Origin of the sequence: Stenotrophomonas sp. PS02297, assembly GCF_029959705.1 — a bacterium.
Classification (GTDB): domain Bacteria; phylum Pseudomonadota; class Gammaproteobacteria; order Xanthomonadales; family Xanthomonadaceae; genus Stenotrophomonas; species Stenotrophomonas nitritireducens.
In genome coordinates this window covers 14272-31560 of sequence record NZ_JASCOS010000012.1, presented here as the reverse complement: position 1 = coordinate 31560, position 17289 = coordinate 14272, and the positions used below count along the sequence as shown (strand labels likewise).

29 protein-coding genes are annotated in these 17289 nt (G+C 64.9%); 27 read left to right on the top strand and 2 right to left on the bottom strand.

The genetic code is table 11. The annotated features are described in order from the left end of the window. The first annotated feature begins 11 nt into the window (after window positions 1–11). The 25 genes from rplD to rplQ all read left to right on the top strand — a co-directional run bounded on the left by rplD (window position 12) and on the right by rplQ (window position 13345). On the top strand, window positions 12–617 hold the full coding sequence (gene rplD, locus QMX80_RS04915; RefSeq protein WP_055768477.1) for a 50S ribosomal protein L4: 606 nt from the start codon (window positions 12–14) through the stop codon (window positions 615–617). Next, complete coding sequence (rplW, locus tag QMX80_RS04910) at window positions 614–913, top strand: 50S ribosomal protein L23 (protein WP_054663307.1); 300 nt, start codon at window positions 614–616, stop codon at window positions 911–913. Before rplD ends, rplW begins: the two co-directional genes overlap by 4 nt. 10 nt (window positions 914–923) lie before the next feature. Then, window positions 924–1751 carry a 50S ribosomal protein L2 gene (rplB, locus tag QMX80_RS04905; RefSeq protein ID WP_055767486.1) on the top strand — a complete coding sequence of 276 codons (828 nt, stop codon included), beginning with the start codon at window positions 924–926 and terminating at the stop codon, window positions 1749–1751. A gap of 6 nt (window positions 1752–1757) precedes the next feature. After that, on the top strand, window positions 1758–2027 hold the full coding sequence (gene rpsS, locus QMX80_RS04900; protein ID WP_055767489.1) for a 30S ribosomal protein S19: 270 nt from the start codon (window positions 1758–1760) through the stop codon (window positions 2025–2027). 12 nt (window positions 2028–2039) lie between these two features. After that, window positions 2040–2375 (top strand): 50S ribosomal protein L22, encoded by a 336-nt coding sequence (rplV, locus tag QMX80_RS04895; protein ID WP_054668596.1) that lies wholly within the window; start codon window positions 2040–2042, stop codon window positions 2373–2375. 2 nt (window positions 2376–2377) lie between these two features. Next, the gene (rpsC, locus tag QMX80_RS04890; protein ID WP_054663315.1) at window positions 2378–3112 is read left to right on the top strand and encodes a 30S ribosomal protein S3; all 735 of its coding nucleotides are present in this window, start codon (window positions 2378–2380) and stop codon (window positions 3110–3112) included. Between the two features lie 5 nt (window positions 3113–3117). After that, window positions 3118–3531: a 50S ribosomal protein L16 gene (gene rplP, locus QMX80_RS04885; protein ID WP_055767492.1), complete on the top strand. Its 414-nt coding sequence runs from the start codon at window positions 3118–3120 to the stop codon at window positions 3529–3531. Continuing rightward, window positions 3531–3716 (top strand): 50S ribosomal protein L29, encoded by a 186-nt coding sequence (gene rpmC, locus QMX80_RS04880; protein WP_055767495.1) that lies wholly within the window; start codon window positions 3531–3533, stop codon window positions 3714–3716. Before rplP ends, rpmC begins: the two co-directional genes overlap by 1 nt. A gap of 11 nt (window positions 3717–3727) precedes the next feature. Next, complete coding sequence (gene rpsQ, locus QMX80_RS04875; RefSeq protein WP_055767498.1) at window positions 3728–3997, top strand: 30S ribosomal protein S17; 270 nt, start codon at window positions 3728–3730, stop codon at window positions 3995–3997. A gap of 12 nt (window positions 3998–4009) precedes the next feature. Then, window positions 4010–4378, top strand: coding sequence for a 50S ribosomal protein L14 (gene rplN / locus QMX80_RS04870; protein ID WP_003479595.1), 369 nt, complete (start codon window positions 4010–4012; stop codon window positions 4376–4378). A 16-nt stretch (window positions 4379–4394) separates the two neighbouring features. Further along, complete coding sequence (rplX, locus tag QMX80_RS04865; protein ID WP_055767501.1) at window positions 4395–4712, top strand: 50S ribosomal protein L24; 318 nt, start codon at window positions 4395–4397, stop codon at window positions 4710–4712. An 11-nt stretch (window positions 4713–4723) separates the two neighbouring features. Continuing rightward, a complete protein-coding gene (rplE, locus tag QMX80_RS04860) occupies window positions 4724–5266 on the top strand; it encodes a 50S ribosomal protein L5 (protein ID WP_054663329.1) in 543 nt (180 codons plus the stop codon). 18 nt (window positions 5267–5284) lie between these two features. Further along, complete coding sequence (gene rpsN / locus QMX80_RS04855; protein WP_054663332.1) at window positions 5285–5590, top strand: 30S ribosomal protein S14; 306 nt, start codon at window positions 5285–5287, stop codon at window positions 5588–5590. 215 nt (window positions 5591–5805) lie between these two features. Then, a complete protein-coding gene (rpsH, locus tag QMX80_RS04850) occupies window positions 5806–6204 on the top strand; it encodes a 30S ribosomal protein S8 (RefSeq protein WP_055767504.1) in 399 nt (132 codons plus the stop codon). 17 nt (window positions 6205–6221) lie between these two features. Next, window positions 6222–6749 carry a 50S ribosomal protein L6 gene (rplF, locus tag QMX80_RS04845; protein ID WP_055767507.1) on the top strand — a complete coding sequence of 176 codons (528 nt, stop codon included), beginning with the start codon at window positions 6222–6224 and terminating at the stop codon, window positions 6747–6749. Window positions 6750–6832: 83 nt separating this feature from the next. Further along, window positions 6833–7186, top strand: coding sequence for a 50S ribosomal protein L18 (rplR, locus tag QMX80_RS04840; protein WP_055767510.1), 354 nt, complete (start codon window positions 6833–6835; stop codon window positions 7184–7186). 159 nt (window positions 7187–7345) lie between these two features. After that, the gene (gene rpsE / locus QMX80_RS04835) at window positions 7346–7888 is read left to right on the top strand and encodes a 30S ribosomal protein S5 (protein ID WP_055767513.1); all 543 of its coding nucleotides are present in this window, start codon (window positions 7346–7348) and stop codon (window positions 7886–7888) included. Continuing rightward, entirely contained in the window at window positions 7881–8072 is a 192-nt protein-coding gene (rpmD, locus tag QMX80_RS04830; protein WP_004145412.1) for a 50S ribosomal protein L30, read from the top strand. Before rpsE ends, rpmD begins: the two co-directional genes overlap by 8 nt. A gap of 6 nt (window positions 8073–8078) precedes the next feature. Next, window positions 8079–8522, top strand: a complete 444-nt coding sequence (gene rplO, locus QMX80_RS04825; protein ID WP_055767516.1) for a 50S ribosomal protein L15 — start codon at window positions 8079–8081, stop codon at window positions 8520–8522. Window positions 8523–8529: 7 nt separating this feature from the next. Further along, window positions 8530–9885 (top strand): preprotein translocase subunit SecY, encoded by a 1356-nt coding sequence (gene secY / locus QMX80_RS04820; RefSeq protein ID WP_055767517.1) that lies wholly within the window; start codon window positions 8530–8532, stop codon window positions 9883–9885. 348 nt (window positions 9886–10233) lie between these two features. Further along, window positions 10234–10590, top strand: a complete 357-nt coding sequence (gene rpsM, locus QMX80_RS04815) for a 30S ribosomal protein S13 (RefSeq protein ID WP_055767520.1) — start codon at window positions 10234–10236, stop codon at window positions 10588–10590. Window positions 10591–10603: 13 nt separating this feature from the next. Beyond that, window positions 10604–10996 carry a 30S ribosomal protein S11 gene (rpsK, locus tag QMX80_RS04810; protein ID WP_054663352.1) on the top strand — a complete coding sequence of 131 codons (393 nt, stop codon included), beginning with the start codon at window positions 10604–10606 and terminating at the stop codon, window positions 10994–10996. Window positions 10997–11011: 15 nt separating this feature from the next. Continuing rightward, entirely contained in the window at window positions 11012–11641 is a 630-nt protein-coding gene (rpsD, locus tag QMX80_RS04805; protein WP_054663355.1) for a 30S ribosomal protein S4, read from the top strand. Between the two features lie 55 nt (window positions 11642–11696). Further along, entirely contained in the window at window positions 11697–12695 is a 999-nt protein-coding gene (rpoA, locus tag QMX80_RS04800) for a DNA-directed RNA polymerase subunit alpha (protein ID WP_054663357.1), read from the top strand. A gap of 263 nt (window positions 12696–12958) precedes the next feature. Then, the gene (gene rplQ / locus QMX80_RS04795; RefSeq protein ID WP_055767523.1) at window positions 12959–13345 is read left to right on the top strand and encodes a 50S ribosomal protein L17; all 387 of its coding nucleotides are present in this window, start codon (window positions 12959–12961) and stop codon (window positions 13343–13345) included. 18 nt (window positions 13346–13363) lie between these two features. On the opposite strand, the gene QMX80_RS04790 is transcribed toward rplQ, so the two are convergent. Then, entirely contained in the window at window positions 13364–13606 is a 243-nt protein-coding gene (locus QMX80_RS04790) for a hypothetical protein (protein WP_282275578.1), read from the bottom strand. Between the two features lie 68 nt (window positions 13607–13674). Between QMX80_RS04790 and QMX80_RS04785 the strand changes: the two genes are divergently transcribed. Both QMX80_RS04785 and QMX80_RS04780 read left to right on the top strand, forming a co-directional pair. Beyond that, entirely contained in the window at window positions 13675–14190 is a 516-nt protein-coding gene (locus tag QMX80_RS04785; RefSeq protein WP_282275577.1) for a disulfide bond formation protein B, read from the top strand. A 45-nt stretch (window positions 14191–14235) separates the two neighbouring features. Next, window positions 14236–15615: a 3-deoxy-7-phosphoheptulonate synthase class II gene (locus QMX80_RS04780; protein ID WP_282275576.1), complete on the top strand. Its 1380-nt coding sequence runs from the start codon at window positions 14236–14238 to the stop codon at window positions 15613–15615. 75 nt (window positions 15616–15690) lie between these two features. Here the strand turns inward: QMX80_RS04780 and QMX80_RS04775 are convergent, their stop codons facing one another. Further along, window positions 15691–17229 (bottom strand): amidase, encoded by a 1539-nt coding sequence (locus QMX80_RS04775; protein ID WP_235504281.1) that lies wholly within the window; start codon window positions 17227–17229, stop codon window positions 15691–15693. Window positions 17230–17289: the final 60 nt, after the last annotated feature.

Sequence of the window (17289 nt, the reverse complement as noted above, 5' to 3'; positions counted from 1 at the left end):
GAGAGATGACGATGGAACTCGTTATCACGGGTAGCAACAACAAGGTCTCGGTCTCCGAAGCCGTGTTCGGCCGCGATTTCAGCGAAGATCTGGTCCACCAGGTCGTCGTTGCCTACCGCAACGCCGCTCGCGCCGGTACCAAGGCACAGAAGACGCGCTCTGAAGTGGCTGGCACCACCAAGAAGTCGAAGAAGCAGAAGGGTGGTGGCGCTCGTCACGGTGCCCTGACCGCTCCGATCTTCGTCGGCGGTGGCGTCACCTTCGCGGCCAAGCCGCGCAGCTTCGAGCAGAAGGTCAACCGCAAGCAGTATCGCGCCGCCATGTGCGCCATCCTGTCCGAGCTGAACCGCCAGGGCCGCCTGACCATCGTCGAGTCCTTCGACGTGGAAGCGACCAGCACCAAGGGTCTGATCGGCAAGCTGGCTGGCCTGGAAGTGGGCAAGCGTCCGCTGATCGTCACCGAAGAGGCTTCCGAGCACCTGTACCTGTCGGCCCGCAATCTGCCCTACGTGCAGGTGCGTGACGTCCAGGGTCTGGATCCGGTCGCTCTGGTCGCTGCCGACACGGTCGTCATCACCGCCGATGCGGTCAAGAAGGTCGAGGAGTGGCTGGCATGAGCAGCAACGAAAAAATCTTCAGCGTGCTGCGCGCTCCGCGAGTCTCCGAAAAGACCGCGCGCCTGCAGGAACTCTCCAACCAGTACGTCTTCGAAGTCTCGAACGAAGCAACCAAGGCCGATGTGAAGGCCGCGGTCGAGCAGCTGTTCGACGTCAAGGTCGAGGCCGTCAACGTGGTCAACGTCAAGGGCAAGAGCAAGTCCTTCCGTAACCGCGCTGGCCGTCGCGGCGATTGGCGCAAGGCGTACGTGCGCCTGGCCGATGGCCAGTCCATCGATGTAACGGCCAAGGCCTGAGGTACATCCCATGCCATTGATGAAATTCAAGCCCACCTCCGCAGGCCGCCGTTCGGCCCTGCGCGTGGTCACGCCCGATCTGCACAAGGGCGCGCCGCACGCCGCGTTGCTGGAGCCGCAGAGCAAGTCCGGTGGTCGCAACCACCATGGCCGCATCACCACCCGTCATATGGGTGGCGGCCACAAGCAGCACTACCGCATCATCGACTTCAAGCGCAACAAGGAAGGCATTCCGGCGCGCGTGGAACGCATCGAATACGATCCGAACCGCACCGCCCACATCGCCCTGCTGTGCTACGTCGACGGTGAGCGCCGCTACATCATCGCCCCGAAGGGCCTGAAGGCGGGTGACCAGGTCATCTCCGGCGCGCATGCGCCGATCAAGACCGGCAACACCCTGCCGCTGCGCAACATCCCGGTCGGTACCACCATCCACGGCATCGAGCTGAAGCCGGGCAAGGGTGCGCAGATCGCCCGCGCCGCTGGCGCCGGCGTGCAGCTGGTCGCCCGTGAAGGCATCTACGCCACCCTGCGCCTGCGCTCGGGTGAAATGCGCAAGGTGCCGGTCGAGTGCCGCGCCACCATCGGTGAAGTCGGCAACGACGAGCACAACCTGCAGAAGCTCGGCAAGGCCGGTGCTGCACGCTGGCGTGGCGTCAAGCCGACCGTCCGCGGCGCCGCCATGAACCCGGTGGACCATCCGCACGGTGGTGGTGAGGCCAAGGCCGGCCAGGGTAACCCGCATCCGGTCACCCCGTGGGGTGTCCCGACCAAGGGCTACAAGACGCGCCATAACAAGCGCACCCAGCAGTTCATCGTCCGCGATCGTAGGGGCTAATCGACCATGGCACGTTCACTCAAGAAGGGCCCGTTCGTCGATCACCACCTCGTCAAGAAGGTGGAGGCCGCCGCGGGCAGCAAGAAGCCGATCAAGACCTGGTCGCGCCGTTCGATGATCCTGCCGGAAATGGTAGGCGTCACCATCGCCGTGCATAACGGCAAGAACCACGTTCCGGTTCTCGTCAACGAGAACATGGTCGGTCACAAGCTCGGCGAATTCGCCATCACCCGGACCTTCAAGGGTCACGGTGCTGACAAGAAGTCGGGCAAGTAAGGAGAGATGACGATGGAAGCGAAAGCAATCCTGCGCACCGCGCGCATCTCCCCGCAGAAGGCCCGTCTGGTCGCTGACCAGGTGCGCGGCCTTCCGGCCGAGCGTGCGGTCAACCTGCTGAAGTTCTCGGACAAGAAGGCTGCCGCCCTCATCAAGAAGGTGGTGGAGTCGGCTATCGCCAACGCCGAGAACAACCAGGGCGCCGACGTCGATGAGCTGAAGGTCAAGACCATCATGGTTGATGAAGGTCCGAGCCTGAAGCGCTTCATGGCCCGCGCCAAGGGCCGCGGCACGCGCATTCTCAAGCGCACCAGCCACATCACCGTGGTCGTGGGCGAGGGCAAATAACGATGGGTCACAAAGTACATCCGATTGGTATCCGCCTGGGCATCGCCAAGGACTGGAACTCCAAGTGGTACGCCAACAAGGCCGAGTTCGCCAGCTACCTGGCGGCCGACCTGAAGGTCCGCGAGATGCTTCGCAAGAAGCTGGCGCAGGCCGGTATCTCCAAGATCCTGATCGAGCGTCCGGCCAAGACCGCGCGCGTGACGATCCACACCGCCCGTCCGGGCGTGGTGATCGGCAAGCGTGGTGAGGACATCGAGAAGCTGCGCAAGGAAGTGAGCGAAGTGATGGGCGTCCCGGCGCACATCAACGTCACCGAAGTGCGCAAGCCGGAGCTGGACGCGCAGCTGGTCGCCGAGTCGATCGCGCAGCAGCTGGAGCGTCGCATCATGTTCCGCCGCGCGATGAAGCGTGCGGTCGGCAACGCGATGCGCCTGGGTGCCCTGGGCATCAAGGTCAACGTGGCTGGCCGCTTGAACGGCGCTGAAATCGCCCGTTCCGAGTGGTACCGCGAAGGCCGCGTGCCGCTGCACACCCTGCGCGCCGACATCGACTACGGTTTCGCTGAGGCCAGCACCACCTACGGCATCATCGGCATCAAGGTCTGGATCTACAAGGGCGAAGTCTTCGATTTCTCCCAGGTTGGCCAGGAAAAGCAGGACGACAGCCCGCGCAGCGATCGCAACGATCGTGGCGACCGTGCCGACCGTCCGTCGCGCCCGGCTCGTGAAGCGAGGTAACGGCAATGTTGCAACCCAAGCGAACCAAATACCGCAAGATGTTCAAGGGCCGCAACGACGGCCTGAGCTGGAGCGCCAATGCCGTCAGCTTCGGTGAGTACGGCCTGAAGGCCACCGCTCACGGCCAGCTGACCGCGCGCCAGATCGAAGCGGCCCGTCGTTCGATCAGCCGTTACGTCAAGCGTGGCGGCAAGATGTGGATCCGCGTTTTCCCGGACAAGCCCATCACCAAGAAGCCCATCGAAGTCCGAATGGGTGCCGGTAAGGGCGGCGTGGAGTACTGGGTCGCCCAGATCCAGCCGGGCCGCATGATCTATGAAATCGAGGGTGTTTCCGAGGAAATCGCACGCGAGGCGTTCCGCCTGGCGTCGGCCAAGCTCTCGGTCACCACCACTTTCGTGACCCGGACGGTGCGCTGATGGACATCAAACAACTCCGCGAGAAGTCGGCTGACGAACTGAAGGCCCACCTGGTCGACCTGCGCAAGGAGCAGTTCTCGCTCCGCATGCAGGCCGCCACCGGCCAGCTGCCGAAGACCCACGAAACCCGCCGGGTGCGCCGCGAGATCGCTCGCGTCAAGCACCTGATCGGCAGCACGAAGTAAGGATGGCTGCGATGAGCGAAAATACTGAAAGCAAGACGCTGCGCACGGTCGAAGGCCGTGTCGTCAGCAACAAGATGGACAAGACGGTCACCGTGTTGGTGGAGCGCCAGGTCAAGCACGCCCTGTACGGCAAGTACATCAAGCGCTCGACCAAGCTGCACGCTCACGACGCCGAGAACACCTGCAACGAAGGTGATTTCGTGCGTGTGACCGAGATTGCGCCGCTGTCCAAGACCAAGAACTGGCGGGTGGTGGAAATCATCACCCGCGCAGCGAAATAAGGAGCCTGAATCATGATCCAGATGCAGAGCTACCTCGACGTCGCTGACAACTCCGGTGCCAAGGAAGTGATGTGCATCAAGGTGTTGGGCGGCTCGAAGCGCCGTTATGCCCACATCGGCGACATCATCAAGGTCACCGTGAAGGACGCGATCCCGCGCGGCAAGGTCAAGAAGGGCGAAGTCTACGACGCCGTCGTGGTGCGTACCCGCAAGGGTGTGCGTCGCGCCGACGGTTCGCTGATCCGTTTCGACGGCAACGCCGCCGTCCTGCTGAACAACAAGCAGGAGCCGATCGGCACCCGCATCTTCGGGCCGGTGACCCGTGAACTTCGTTCCGAGAAGTTCATGAAGATCGTCTCGCTCGCTCCCGAAGTGCTGTGAGCGACAGGAGATAATCATGGCTAACCGTATCAAGAAGGGCGACCAGGTCGTCGTCAACACCGGCAAGGACAAGGGCAAGCAGGGCGAAGTCGTCCGCGTCGACGGCGACCGCGTGGTCGTCGCCAACGTGAACATCGTCAAGCGCCACACCAAGCCGAACCCGCAGGCAGGTGTTGCCGGCGGCGTGGTCGAGCGTGAAGCTTCGATCCATATCTCCAACGTCAATGTCCTCAACCCGGCTTCGGGCAAGGGCGATCGCGTTGGCTTCAAGGTGCTGGAGGATGGACGCAAACTGCGTGTGTTCCGCTCCAGCGGTGAGGCGATTGACGCCTGAGGAATGAGCTGATGACTTCCCGTCTCGAAAAAATCTACAAGGAAGAAGTGGTGCCGGCGCTGATGAAGCAGTTCGGCTACACCAATCCGATGGAAGTGCCGAAGCTGGTCAAGATCACCGTCAACATGGGCGTCGGCGAAGCCGCGACCAACAAGAAGGTGCTCGAGAACGCCGTGGCCGACATGACCAAGATCACCGGCCAGAAGCCGGTGGTCACCAAGTCGCGCGTCTCGGTGGCTTCGTTCAAGATCCGCGATGGCTGGCCGATCGGTTGCAAGGTCACCCTGCGCCGCAACACCATGTTCGAATTCCTGGATCGCCTGATCAACATCTCGCTGCCGCGCGTGCGTGACTTCCGCGGCGTGTCGGGTCGTTCGTTCGACGGTCGCGGCAACTACAACATGGGCGTGAAGGAACAGATCATCTTCCCGGAAATCGACTTCGACGCCGTCGATGCGATCCGCGGCATGGATATCGCCATCACCACCACCGCCAAGACCGATGCGGAAGCGAAGGCGCTGCTGGCAGCGTTCAAGTTCCCGTTCCGTAACTGATCCGTCGAGGAAACCGAAATGGCAAAGACCTCCATGGTCAACCGCGACATCAAGCGGGAAAAGCTGGCCAAGAAGTACGCCGACAAGCGTGCGGCTCTGAAGAAGATCGTGTCCTCGGTGGACGCGAGCTACGAAGAGAAGATCGAAGCCGCGGCCAAGCTGTCCAAGCTGCCGCGCGATTCGTCGCCGTCCCGCCAGCGCAACCGCTGCGAACTGTCGGGCCGTCCGCGTGGCGTGTACCGCAAGTTCGGCCTGGGCCGCAACAAGCTGCGCGAAGCCACCATGCGTGGCGACGTGCCGGGCCTGCGCAAGGCCAGCTGGTAAGAAACCTCCGTGCCGGGCCGCTAGGCCCGGCCGGTGGGCCGGAAGGGCAACCCGCCGGCAATACAGGGAGTCCGACGCAAGTCGGACTTTTTGTCGTATACTCCCGCGTCTTGCCCGCCCGAAAGTGCGGGTGGCGTTGGTAGGGGCCCCGGCCCATCCCGGGAAAACTCGAGATTTTCGCGAAAGCGGATATCGGTGCACTCAAAGGTATCTACATGAGCATGACTGATCCCATCGCCGACCTGCTGGTCCGCATCAAGAATGCGGCCGCGGTTGGCAAGCAGACGGTGAAAGCGCCGTCGTCCAAGATCAAGGTGGCGATTGCCCAGGTCCTGAAGGACGAGGGTTACATCACCGACCTGCGCGTCAACCAGCTGGAAAACAACAAGGCCGAGCTGGAAATCGTCCTGAAGTATTTCGAAGGCAAGCCGGTCATCGCGACCCTGAAGCGCTTCTCGCGTTCGGGCCTGCGCCAGTACCGCGGCAAGAGCGAGCTGCCGAAGGTCCTCAACGGCCTGGGCATCGCCATCATTTCCACCTCCAAGGGCATCATGACCGATGCGCAGGCGCGCCAGCAGGGCGTCGGCGGTGAAGTCCTGTGCTTCGTGGCCTAAGCGAGAAGGAGTAGAACATGTCCCGCGTAGCCAAGAAGCCGATCAACCTGCCCAAGGGCGTTGAGCTGAACATCCAGTCGGAATCCGTGAGCGTGAAGGGCCCGAAGGGCACCCTGTCGCTGAACAAGTCCGCTGGCGTTGAAATCACCATCGACAATGGCGTCGTCACGCTGAATCCGAAGGACATCTCCTTCGACGCGCTGACCGGCACCGTGCGTTCGATCCTGGCCAACATGGTCCATGGCGTGTCCGAAGGCTTCGAGAAGAAGCTGGAGCTGGTCGGCGTGGGTTACCGCGCTGCCATGCAGGGCAAGGACCTGAACCTGTCGCTGGGCTTCTCGCACCCCGTCGTGTTCGTGGCGCCGGAAGGCATCACCCTGGCCACCCCGACGCAGACGGAAATCGTCGTGCAGGGCGCGGACAAGCAGGTGGTCGGCGAAGTCGCTGCCAAGATCCGTGGCTATCGTCCGCCGGAGCCCTACAAGGGCAAGGGTGTGAAGTACGCCGGTGAGAACATCATTCGCAAGGAAGCCAAGAAGGCCTAAGGCGGATCCTTCGCAAAAGTCTGCGCATCCGTGTGCGGACTTTTCGGGAAAAGCACAGCTTTCAGCTTTCGAGGATAAAGATCATGAACAAGAACATCGCTCGCCTGCGTCGCGCCAAGTCGACCCGTTCGCACATCCGTACCCTGGGCGTGCCGCGCCTGTCGGTGCTGCGTACCGGCCAGCACCTGTACGCGCAGGTCTTCACCGCCGACGGCTCGAAGGTGCTGGCTGCCGCCAACACCACCCAGGCCGACGTCAAGGACGGCCTGAAGAACGGCAAGAACGCCGACGCCGCCGCCAAGGTTGGCCGCATCGTTGCCGAGCGCGCCAAGGCCGCCGGCATCGAGAAGGTCGCCTTCGATCGTTCGGGCTACCGCTACCACGGCCGCATCAAGGCCCTGGCGGATGCCGCGCGCGAGGCCGGTCTGCAGTTCTAAGGCACAAGGGCAGGGGCGTTCGCGCTCCTGCCCGCCTGCTCGCCGGCCTGAATGAGGCCGGACGGCGCCGCTCTTCTGCAGCGGTCCACCGGAACAACGCATCACTCCACAACCATAAGCGGCCTCGAGCCGTACATACCCAACAACCAAGGAATCAACATGGCAGAAGAGCGTCAGCAGCGGGGTCGCGATCGCGACCGTAACCGCGAAGAGAAGATCGACGACGGCATGATCGAGAAGCTGGTCGCGGTCAACCGCGTCAGCAAGACCGTCAAGGGCGGTCGCCAGTTCACCTTTACCGCCCTGACCGTGGTCGGCGACGGCGAAGGCAAGGTCGGTTTCGGCTATGGCAAGGCGCGCGAAGTGCCGGTCGCCATCCAGAAGTCGATGGAACAGGCCCGCAAGAACCTGGTCAGCGTTGACCTGCACAACGGCACCTTGTGGCACACCGTCAAGGACGGCCACGGCGCGGCCCGCGTGTTCATGCAGCCGGCTTCGGAAGGTACCGGCGTGATCGCCGGCGGCGCCATGCGTGCCGTGCTGGAAGCGGTCGGCGTGAAGAACGTGCTGGCCAAGGCCACCGGCTCGCGCAACCCGATCAACCTGGTGCGTGCCACCGTGAAGGGCCTGGCTGGCATGCAGTCGCCGGCGCGCATCGCGGCCAAGCGCGGCAAGAAGGTGGAGGAACTCAACCATGGCTAATGAGTCCAACAAGACCGTGAAGGTGCGCCTGGTGCGCGGCCTGCGTGGAGCCCAGTCGCGTCATCGCCTGTCGGTGCGTGCGCTGGGTCTGAACAAGCTCAACGATGTGCGTGAACTGAAGGACAGCCCGCAGGTTCGCGGCCTGATCAATACCGTTCACTACCTCGTCAAGGTTGAGGAGTAATCGATCATGACTCTGCGTCTCAATGAACTGAGCCCGGCACCGGGCGCCCGCACCGAGCGCACCCGCGTCGGCCGCGGTATCGGCTCGGGCCTGGGCAAGACCGCCGGTCGCGGCCACAAGGGTTCGTTCGCCCGCAAGGGTGGCGGCAAGATCAAGGCTGGCTTCGAAGGCGGCCAGACCCCGATGCAGCGCCGTCTGCCGAAGATCGGCTTCCGTTCCAAGATGGCCAAGGACACCGCTGAAGTGTTGTCCTACCACCTGGACCGCCTGGAAGCCGGTGAGATCGATTTCGCTGCGCTGCGCGCCGCGAAGCTGGTCCCGACGACCGCCAAGAAGGCCAAGATCGTCCTCAAGGGCGAGCTGACCAAGGCGTTCACCCTGAAGGGTGTGGCGGCTACCGCCGGCGCCAAGGCTGCGATCGAAGCTGCCGGCGGCAGCGTACAGGAGTAACTGGAACATGGCGCAAGCTGGCATCGGTAACCTCGCGGGCGGAATGGGCAAGTTCACTGAACTTCGCCAGCGTCTTCTGTTCGTAGTCGGGGCATTGCTCGTCTATCGCATCGGCTGCTACGTGCCGGTGCCGGGCGTCAATCCCGATGCCATGCTTGCGCTGATGCAGGCGCAGGGCGGCGGTATCGTGGACATGTTCAACATGTTCTCGGGCGGCGCCCTGCACCGTTTCAGTATTTTCGCGCTGAACGTGATGCCGTACATCTCGGCATCGATCGTGATGCAGCTGGCGGTCCATATCTTCCCCGCGCTCAAGGCGATGCAGAAGGAAGGCGAGTCGGGCCGCCGCAAGATCACCCAGTATTCGCGCATCGGCGCGGTGCTGCTGGCCATCGTGCAGGGCGGTTCGATCGCCCTGGCGCTGCAGAACCAGCTGTCGCCGGGCGGTGCGCCGGTCGTCTACGCGCCGGGCATGGGCTTCGTGCTCACCGCTGTGGTCGCGCTGACCGCCGGCACCATCTTCCTGATGTGGGTCGGCGAGCAGGTGACCGAGCGCGGCATCGGCAACGGCGTCTCGCTGATCATCTTCGCCGGCATCGTCGCCGGCCTGCCGGCCGCGGTCATCCACACGCTGGAGGCCTACCGCGACGGCAACATGAGCTTCATCTCGCTGCTGCTGATCGTCATCGTGGTGCTGGCGTTCACCTATTTCGTGGTGTTCGTCGAGCGCGGCCAGCGCCGCATCACGGTCAATTACGCCCGTCGCCAGGGTGGCCGTAATGCCTACATGAACCAGACCTCGTTCCTGCCGCTGAAGCTGAACATGTCCGGCGTGATCCCGGCCATCTTCGCCTCCAGCATCCTGGCCTTCCCGGCCACGCTGGCGATGTGGTCCGGCCAGGCCAGCTCGGCGACCTGGCTGCAGAAAGTGGCCAACGCACTGGGTCCGGGCGAGCCGCTGCACATGATCGTGTTCGCCGCGCTGATCACCGGTTTCGCGTTCTTCTATACCGCGCTGGTGTTCAATTCGCAGGAAACCGCCGACAACCTGAAGAAGTCGGGCGCGCTGATCCCGGGCATCCGTCCGGGCAAGGCCACGGCCGAGTACATCGACGCCGTGCTGACCCGCCTGACGGCAGCCGGCTCGCTGTACCTGGTGATCGTCTGCCTGCTGCCGGAACTGATGCGCACGCAGCTGAATGCCTCGTTCTACTTCGGCGGCACCTCGCTGCTGATCGTGGTGGTGGTGGTGATGGACTTCATCGCCCAGGTGCAGGCGCACCTGATGTCGCACCAGTACGAGAGCCTGCTGAAGAAGGCGAACCTGAAGGGCGGCAACCGCGGCGGTTTTGCGCGCGGCTGATTCTCCCGCTATACTTTCCGCTTCATAGCGCGAAGACCGCCCTGGTTCCCGGGGCAGGTCTTCAAGACAGAAGGGCGGCCCCCGCAGCGGTCTCGGGTGGGGGTGTGATGTGGTTGTTCCGCGCGGGAGTAGCGCGGGCGGCTTGGAGAGAAATCTCCCTGCCAGGCACATCCGGCGCCGGAGCATGGGCACACTCCCCACGCCGGGTCCATGGAACCTTGTGTTCCACGGACTTCCAAGCAAACCGAGGCCTTGTTAGAATCGCTAGTTCACTTTTTTGATCCATCCTGCCGGAATGGCGCGCCACGCGGTGCGCATTCGGCCATCACTCAGCTGGAGAACCGCGTCATGGCGCGTATTGCAGGCGTCAACCTGCCAGCCCAGAAGCACGTCTGGGTCGGGTTGCAAAGCATTTACGGCATCGGCCGTACCCGCTCGAAGAAGGTCTGCGAAGCCGCAGCCGTTGCTTCGACCACCAAGATCCGCGATCTGTCGGAGCCGGAAATCGACCGTCTGCGCCTGGAAGTGGGCAAGTACATCGTCGAAGGCGACCTGCGTCGTGAAGTCGGCATCGCCATCAAGCGCCTGATGGACCTGGGCTGCTACCGCGGCCTGCGTCACCGTCGCGGCCTGCCGCTGCGTGGTCAGCGCACCAAGACCAACGCCCGCACCCGCAAGGGTCCGCGCAAGGCGCTTAAGAAGTAAGGGACCCTAGAAAATGGCTAAGCCCGCTGCTGCTAAGACCAAGAAGAAGATCAAGCGCGTCATCACCGATGGCGTCGCCCACGTCCACGCTTCTTTCAACAACACCATCGTTACCATCACCGACCGCCAGGGCAATGCACTGTCCTGGGCGACCTCCGGTGGTGCCGGCTTCCGCGGTTCGCGCAAGTCGACTCCGTTCGCCGCGCAGGTCGCCGCCGAGAAGGCCGGCAAGGCCGCGCTGGACTACGGCGTGAAGTCGCTGGAAGTCCGCATCAAGGGTCCGGGTCCGGGCCGTGAGTCGGCCGTGCGTTCGCTGAACAACGTCGGCTACAAGATCACCAACATCATCGACGTGACGCCTATCCCGCACAACGGGTGCCGTCCGCCGAAGAAGCGTCGCGTCTAAAGGGAGCGATAAGAAATGGCTCGTTATATCGGTCCTACCTGTAAGCTCGCCCGTCGCGAAGGCGCCGACCTGTCGCTGAAGAGCCCGGCCCGTGCGCTGGACTCCAAGTGCAAGCTGGAGCAGAAGCCCGGCCAGCACGGCGCTACCGCCCGCAAGGGCAAGCTGTCCGACTACGCCACCCAGCTGCGTGAAAAGCAGAAGGTCAAGCGCATCTACGGCCTGCTGGAGCGCCAGTTCCGCAACTACTACAAGAAGGCCTCGACCAAGAAGGGCAACACCGGCGAGAACCTGCTGCAGCTGCTGGAAACCCGCCTGGACAACGTCGTCTACCGCATGGGCTTCGCCGTGACCCGTCCGGCTGCCCGCCAGCTGGTCTCGCACCGCGGCGTCACCGTGAACGGCAAGTCGGTCAACCTGGCTTCGTACCAGGTCAAGGCCGGCGACGCGATCGCCCTGTCGGAAAAGGCTGCCAAGCAACTGCGCGTGCAGGAAGCCCTGACCATCGCCGAACAGCATGACCTGAGCCCGTCGTGGGTTGAAGTCGATTCGAAGAAGTTCAGCGGCGTGTTCAAGGCCGTTCCGGATCGCGCCGACCTGCCGGCGGACATCAACGAAGCGCTGATCGTCGAGCTGTACTCGAAGTAATTCACATTGGAGAACCCCCGGCGACGGCCGGGGGTTCACTAGGAGAACCCGCAACATGACGGTTACCGCCAACCAGGTTCTGCGTCCTCGCGGTCCGCAGATCGAACGCCTTACCGACACCCGCGCCAAGGTCGTCATCGAGCCCTTGGAGCGGGGTTACGGGCATACGCTGGGCAATGCCCTGCGTCGCGTGCTGCTGTCGTCCATCCCGGGCTTCGCCATCACGGAAGTCGAGATCGACGGCGTGCTGCATGAGTACACCACGGTCGAAGGGCTGCAGGAGGACGTGCTCGAAGTCCTGCTCAACCTGAAGGACGTGGCCATCCGCATGCATTCCGGCGACAGCGCCACCATCTCCCTGTCCAAGCAGGGTCCGGGTGTGGTGACTGCCGCAGACATCAAGGTCGACCACAACGTCGAAGTCCTCAACGGCGAGCAGATCATCTGCAACCTGACCAAGGACACGGCGATCAACATGCGCCTGAAGGTCGAGCGTGGCTTCGGCTACCAGCCGGCGGCGTCGCGTCGTCGTCCGGATGAAGAAACCCGCGCCATCGGCCGTCTGGTCCTGGACGCCTCGTTCTCGCCGGTCCGCCGCGTCGCCTATGCCGTGGAAGCGGCCCGCGTCGAGCAGCGCACCGACCTGGACAAGCTGGTCATCGATATCGAAACCAACGGCACGATCGATGCCGAGGAAGCCGTCCGCACTGCGGCCGACATCCTCAGCGATCAGCTGTCGGTGTTCGGTGACTTCACCCACCGCGACCGCGGTGCGGCCAAGCCGGCCAACAACGGCGTGGATCCGGTGCTGCTGCGCCCGATCGACGATCTGGAGCTGACCGTGCGTTCGGCGAACTGCCTGAAGGCCGAGAGCATTTACTACATCGGCGATCTGATCCAGAAGACCGAAGTCGAGCTGCTCAAGACCCCGAACCTCGGCAAGAAGTCGCTGACCGAGATCAAGGAAGTGCTGGCCCAGCGTGGCCTGTCGCTCGGCATGAAGCTGGAGAACTGGCCGCCGGCCGGCGTCTCCGCCCACGGCATGCTGGGGTAAGTAAAAGCTGCCCAGCCGTTGCCTTGCAGGCAACGGCTGGCGTTGGCGAACAACCCGGCGCGCTATGCCGGGCGGGGAGCAGACGCGGCGCGAGCCGTGGCTCCCGCTTTACCTTGTAACTGCAACACCCGCGCTGACGGCCGCAACGCCGCTGCGCCGGTCGTCCATGGAAGGGGCGGCCAGGACCATCCGCAGTCCAAGCAGCAACGCCAGGATGGCGACAACGACGTCCAACGACCCATCATTGACCAAGGAATAGACCCATGCGCCACCAGAAGTCGGGCCGCAAGTTCAACCGCACCAGCGCCCACCGCGAAGCGATGTTCAAGAACATGGCCGCCTCGCTGTTCAAGCACGAGCTGATCAAGACCACCCTGCCGAAGGCCAAGGAACTGCGCCGCGTCGCCGAGCCGCTGATCACCCTGGCCAAGGTCGACTCCGTCGCCAACCGCCGTCTGGCGTTCGCCCGCCTGCGTGACAAGGAAGCCGTCGGCAACCTGTTCACCATCCTGGGCCCGCGCTACGCCACCCGTCCGGGCGGCTACCTGCGCCTGCTGAAGTGCGGCTTCCGCGCCGGCGACAATGCGCCGATGGCCTACGTCGAGCTGGTGGACCGTCCGGCTGCCGTTGCCGAGGAAGTGGCCGAGTAATCGCGCCTTCCGCTGCAATCACGCCTGAAACAGAAAGCCCGGCCCTGGCCGGGCTTTTTGCTTTTGGAGAATGCGGGATCCCATCGAATGCGCTCGTGCATGGCTGGAGCGGTTGGCCGACAGAGGATGCCGCATGCTGTGTCGATGGCCGGATGCGAGCAGGCAGCGGCCGGCCGTGGGATGGCTTTTCGCCGGCCAGGGCGCTTCCCCCGCAACTTTGCGCTGGACAAGGCCGGACGTGCGCTCATGCAGGATCATCATGCGTGGCGATGCTGTCCTGCGGCTGCCGGCCTGTTACGCTTGCCCGATCATTGATCCGGAACGACGTGATGAATCCTTTGCGGTGGAGTTTCCGCGCGCAGTGCCTGCTGGGCTTCCTGGCCTGCGCGGGCCTTCTGGCGTTCGCCATCTGGATGCAGTTGAAGATGGGGCTGGAGCCATGTCCGCTGTGTATTTTCCAGCGCATCGCCTTCGCCGCGCTGGGCCTGGTGTTCCTGCTGGGCGCGCTGCATGGGCCCGCGTCGCGCGGCGGTCGCAGCCTCTATGGCGTATTCGCGTTCATCGCCGCGGCGGTGGGCGCCGGCATCGCCGGGCGTCACGTCTACGTGCAGTTGCTGCCGAAGGAGCTGGGCAGCAGCTGTGGTCCGCCGTTGAGCTTCCTCAGCGAGACCATGGGGCCGTTCGAGGTGTTCCGCACCGTGCTTACCGGCACGGGCGACTGCGGCAACATCGACTGGACCTTCCTCGGTCTGAGCATGCCGATGTGGAGCCTGGTGTGGTTCGCGCTGCTTGGCGCCTGGGCGCTGCATGCCGGGCTGCGCGCGCGCAGGACGCGCCTGTTCTGATTCCCCGGTTCCCTGATTCCTCCCACGCATCGCAACGGTAAGCGCATGAACCTGTCCCACTCCTTGTCCCCGGCCGCCTCCGCATCGAACTGGGCGCCGGACAGCTGGCGTGGGCGGCCTGCGCTGCAGATGCCGACCTATCCCGATCCGCAGGCGCTGGAGGCGGCGCTGGCGCAGCTGCGCCAGCTGCCCCCGTTGGTGACCTCGTGGGAGATCCTCGCGCTCAAGCAGCAGCTGGCCGAGGCGCAGGAGGGCAAGCGCTTCCTGCTGCAGGGCGGCGACTGCGCCGAGAATTTCGCCGACTGCGAGTCCGGCACGATTTCCAACCGGCTCAAGGTGCTGCTGCAGATGAGCCTGGTGCTGGTGCACGGACTGCGCAAGCCGGTGATACGGGTCGGGCGCTTCGCCGGGCAGTATGCAAAGCCGCGCTCGGCCGACACCGAGACCCGCGACGGGGTGACCCTGCCCAGCTATCGCGGCGACGTGATCAATGCGCCGGAGTTCACCGAGGCCGCGCGCGTGCCCGATCCGCAGCGCATGATCGTCGCCCATTCGCGTTCGGCGCTGACGATGAATTTCGTGCGCGCGCTGATCGATGGCGGCTTCGCCGACCTGCACCACCCCGAGTACTGGAACCTGAGCTGGATGGGCTGTTCGCCGCTGGCGGCGGAATACCAGAAGATGGTCGGCGCCATCGGCGATGCGGTGCGGTTCATGGAGACGCTGTCCGGCGCGCAGGTGCACAACCTCAACCGGGTCGATTTCTACACCTCCCACGAGGCGCTGCTGCTGCCCTACGAGCAGGCGCTGACCCGGCAGGTACCGCGCCAGCATGGCTGGTTCAACCTGAGCACGCACTATCCGTGGATCGGCATGCGCACCGCGGCACTGGATGGAGCGCACGTGGAGTACCTGCGCGGGGTGCGCAACCCGATCGCGATCAAGGTGGGGCCATCGGTGCAGCCGGATCAGCTGCTGCGCCTGATCGATACGCTCAATCCCGACGACGAGCCGGGCCGGTTGAGCTTCATCCATCGCATGGGCGCGGCGCAGATCGCGGACAAGCTGCCGCCGCTGCTCGATGCGGTGAGGCGCGACGGCCGACGCGTGCTGTGGGTGTGCGACGCGATGCACGGCAATACCGAGAGCACCAGCAACGGCTACAAGACCCGTCGCTTCGACAATATCCGCCGTGAGGTGGAGTTGTCCTTCGACCTGCATGCGGCGGCCGGCACGCGCCTGGGCGGCGTGCACCTGGAACTGACCGGCGAGGACGTCACCGAATGCACCGGGGGCGCGCGCGAGCTCACCGAGGTGGACCTGGAGCGGGCCTACCGCTCGAGCGTGGATCCGCGCCTGAACTACGAGCAGTCGCTGGAGATCGCCATGGCGATCGTGCGCAAGCAGGGTAGCGTCGACGCATAGGCGGCGTTCTGCGCGCGACCGTGGTCTTGCGGATGAAGGTTGTCGCGGCGGTGACGCGGCCCTGCGGAGCCGCTCCTACGGCGTGGGTGCGAACGCCGGCGGCCTGCGTGCCCGGGTCAGCTGTTCGTAGGCGTGCCCCAGTTCCAGCAGGCGCGGTTCGCTCCATGCGGGACCCATGAACAGCAATCCAAGCGGCAGGCCATTGGCGTGGCCCATGGGCACGCTCAGGCTGGGGTAGCCGGCCACGGCGGCGGCGCCGTAGCTGCCGCCAGGATAGTCGTCGCCCTTGCCCGGCGTCGTGCGCCAGGCCGCGCCGGTGGTGGGGGCGATCAACGCATCGAGCCGGTCCGCGCGCAGCGTGGCGTCGATGCCCTCGGCGCCGGCGAGGCGGCGGGCGTTGCCGCGCGCGGCGATATAGATCGGATCGTTGAGCGAGCCGGCCTGTTCGGCCTGCAGCAGCAGTTCCTGGCCGAAGAGGTGCAGCTCCTGCGATGCGTGGGCATCGTTGAAGGCGATCAGGGCGCCGAGCGAAGCCACCGGGGTGCGCCATTGCTGGAAATAGCGGTTCAGCCCGTTCTTGAATTCGTACAGCAGAACCGTCTGCTCGTCCTTTTCCCAGCCGTCCTCGCTGGGCAGGGCGGTGTCGATGACCGTGGCGCCGGCGGCACGCATCGCCGCTACTGCCTGGTCCAGCAGGGGTTTGATCTCCGCGCGCTCGGCAAGCGCGTTGCGCAGCACGCCGATGCGCGCGCCGTGCAGGGCGTCAGGGCGCAGGCGCGCACCGTAGTCGTATACGGCCCGTCCGGGCATCGTCGCGGTAGCCGGGTCGGATTCGTCGCGACCGGCCATGGCTGCCAGCAGCAGCGCGGCATCGGCAACGCTGCGCGCCATCGGTCCGGCGGTGTCCTGGCTGAAGGAAATCGGGATGATGCCATCGCGACTGACCAGGCCCACGGTCGGCTTGAGTCCGACGATGCCGGTGACGGCCGCCGGGCAGACGATGCTGCCGTCGGTTTCGGTACCGATGGCGGCCACGGCCAGGTTGGCGGCGACGGCCACGGCGCTGCCCGAACTGGAACCACAGGGGTTGCGGTCCAGCGCATACGGGTTGCGGGTCTGGCCGCCCAGCGCGCTCCAGCCCGAGGTCGAGCCGGTGGAGCGGAAATTGGCCCATTCGCTCAGGTTGGTCTTGCCCAGGATCACCGCGCCGGCCTCGCGCAGGCGCTGCACCAGGAAGGCGTCGCGCCGCGGGCGGAACGTTTTCAGCGCCAGCGAACCGGCGGTGTTGTGCATGGGCGTGGCGCCGATGTTGTCCTTGAGCAGGATCGGCATGCCGTGCAGCGGGCCGCGGATGCGGCCGGCGCGGCGTTCGGCGTCGCGCTGGGCGGCTTCGCGGCGCGCGGCGGGATTGATCTCGATCACCGAGCGCAGCGCCGGGCCTGCGCGGTCGAGCAGGGCGATGCGGCGCAGGTAGGCGTCGGTGAGGGTGACGCTGTCGAGCTCGCCGGCGGTGATCCGCGCCTGCAGCTCGGCGATGCCGGCTTCCTGGTAGGGGAACGGCGGTTCGCCTGCCGGGGTGGCGCTGGAGGTCCGCTGGCAGGCGCAGCACAGCATTGCCGCCAGCATGGGCAGGAGCAGTCGGGAATGCTTCGGGATGGGCCGCATGCCGCGCAG

Excerpts from the sequence above, each read along its gene's own strand:
- rplB (WP_055767486.1), top strand. The coding sequence starts at position 924 with ATGCCATTGATGAAATTCAAGCCCACCTCCGCAGGCCGCCGTTCGGCC.
- rpoA (WP_054663357.1), top strand. The coding sequence starts at position 11,697 with ATGACGGTTACCGCCAACCAGGTTCTGCGTCCTCGCGGTCCGCAGATC.
- rpmC (WP_055767495.1), top strand. The coding sequence starts at position 3,531 with ATGGACATCAAACAACTCCGCGAGAAGTCGGCTGACGAACTGAAGGCC.
- rpsC (WP_054663315.1), top strand. The coding sequence starts at position 2,378 with ATGGGTCACAAAGTACATCCGATTGGTATCCGCCTGGGCATCGCCAAG.
- rplN (WP_003479595.1), top strand. The coding sequence starts at position 4,010 with ATGATCCAGATGCAGAGCTACCTCGACGTCGCTGACAACTCCGGTGCC.
- rpsK (WP_054663352.1), top strand. The coding sequence starts at position 10,604 with ATGGCTAAGCCCGCTGCTGCTAAGACCAAGAAGAAGATCAAGCGCGTC.
- QMX80_RS04785 (WP_282275577.1), top strand. The coding sequence starts at position 13,675 with ATGAATCCTTTGCGGTGGAGTTTCCGCGCGCAGTGCCTGCTGGGCTTC.
- rpsM (WP_055767520.1), top strand. The coding sequence starts at position 10,234 with ATGGCGCGTATTGCAGGCGTCAACCTGCCAGCCCAGAAGCACGTCTGG.
- rpsQ (WP_055767498.1), top strand. The coding sequence starts at position 3,728 with ATGAGCGAAAATACTGAAAGCAAGACGCTGCGCACGGTCGAAGGCCGT.
- QMX80_RS04775 (WP_235504281.1), bottom strand. The coding sequence starts at position 17,229 with ATGCTGTGCTGCGCCTGCCAGCGGACCTCCAGCGCCACCCCGGCAGGC.
- rplO (WP_055767516.1), top strand. The coding sequence starts at position 8,079 with ATGACTCTGCGTCTCAATGAACTGAGCCCGGCACCGGGCGCCCGCACC.
- rplQ (WP_055767523.1), top strand. The coding sequence starts at position 12,959 with ATGCGCCACCAGAAGTCGGGCCGCAAGTTCAACCGCACCAGCGCCCAC.
- rplD (WP_055768477.1), top strand. The coding sequence starts at position 12 with ATGGAACTCGTTATCACGGGTAGCAACAACAAGGTCTCGGTCTCCGAA.
- rplR (WP_055767510.1), top strand. The coding sequence starts at position 6,833 with ATGAACAAGAACATCGCTCGCCTGCGTCGCGCCAAGTCGACCCGTTCG.
- rplE (WP_054663329.1), top strand. The coding sequence starts at position 4,724 with ATGACTTCCCGTCTCGAAAAAATCTACAAGGAAGAAGTGGTGCCGGCG.
- rplF (WP_055767507.1), top strand. The coding sequence starts at position 6,222 with ATGTCCCGCGTAGCCAAGAAGCCGATCAACCTGCCCAAGGGCGTTGAG.
- rpsD (WP_054663355.1), top strand. The coding sequence starts at position 11,012 with ATGGCTCGTTATATCGGTCCTACCTGTAAGCTCGCCCGTCGCGAAGGC.
- QMX80_RS04790 (WP_282275578.1), bottom strand. The coding sequence starts at position 13,606 with ATGATGATCCTGCATGAGCGCACGTCCGGCCTTGTCCAGCGCAAAGTT.
- rpsS (WP_055767489.1), top strand. The coding sequence starts at position 1,758 with ATGGCACGTTCACTCAAGAAGGGCCCGTTCGTCGATCACCACCTCGTC.
- rpsE (WP_055767513.1), top strand. The coding sequence starts at position 7,346 with ATGGCAGAAGAGCGTCAGCAGCGGGGTCGCGATCGCGACCGTAACCGC.
- rplW (WP_054663307.1), top strand. The coding sequence starts at position 614 with ATGAGCAGCAACGAAAAAATCTTCAGCGTGCTGCGCGCTCCGCGAGTC.
- rplP (WP_055767492.1), top strand. The coding sequence starts at position 3,118 with ATGTTGCAACCCAAGCGAACCAAATACCGCAAGATGTTCAAGGGCCGC.
- QMX80_RS04780 (WP_282275576.1), top strand. The coding sequence starts at position 14,236 with ATGAACCTGTCCCACTCCTTGTCCCCGGCCGCCTCCGCATCGAACTGG.
- rplV (WP_054668596.1), top strand. The coding sequence starts at position 2,040 with ATGGAAGCGAAAGCAATCCTGCGCACCGCGCGCATCTCCCCGCAGAAG.
- rpsN (WP_054663332.1), top strand. The coding sequence starts at position 5,285 with ATGGCAAAGACCTCCATGGTCAACCGCGACATCAAGCGGGAAAAGCTG.
- rpsH (WP_055767504.1), top strand. The coding sequence starts at position 5,806 with ATGAGCATGACTGATCCCATCGCCGACCTGCTGGTCCGCATCAAGAAT.
- rpmD (WP_004145412.1), top strand. The coding sequence starts at position 7,881 with ATGGCTAATGAGTCCAACAAGACCGTGAAGGTGCGCCTGGTGCGCGGC.
- secY (WP_055767517.1), top strand. The coding sequence starts at position 8,530 with ATGGCGCAAGCTGGCATCGGTAACCTCGCGGGCGGAATGGGCAAGTTC.
- rplX (WP_055767501.1), top strand. The coding sequence starts at position 4,395 with ATGGCTAACCGTATCAAGAAGGGCGACCAGGTCGTCGTCAACACCGGC.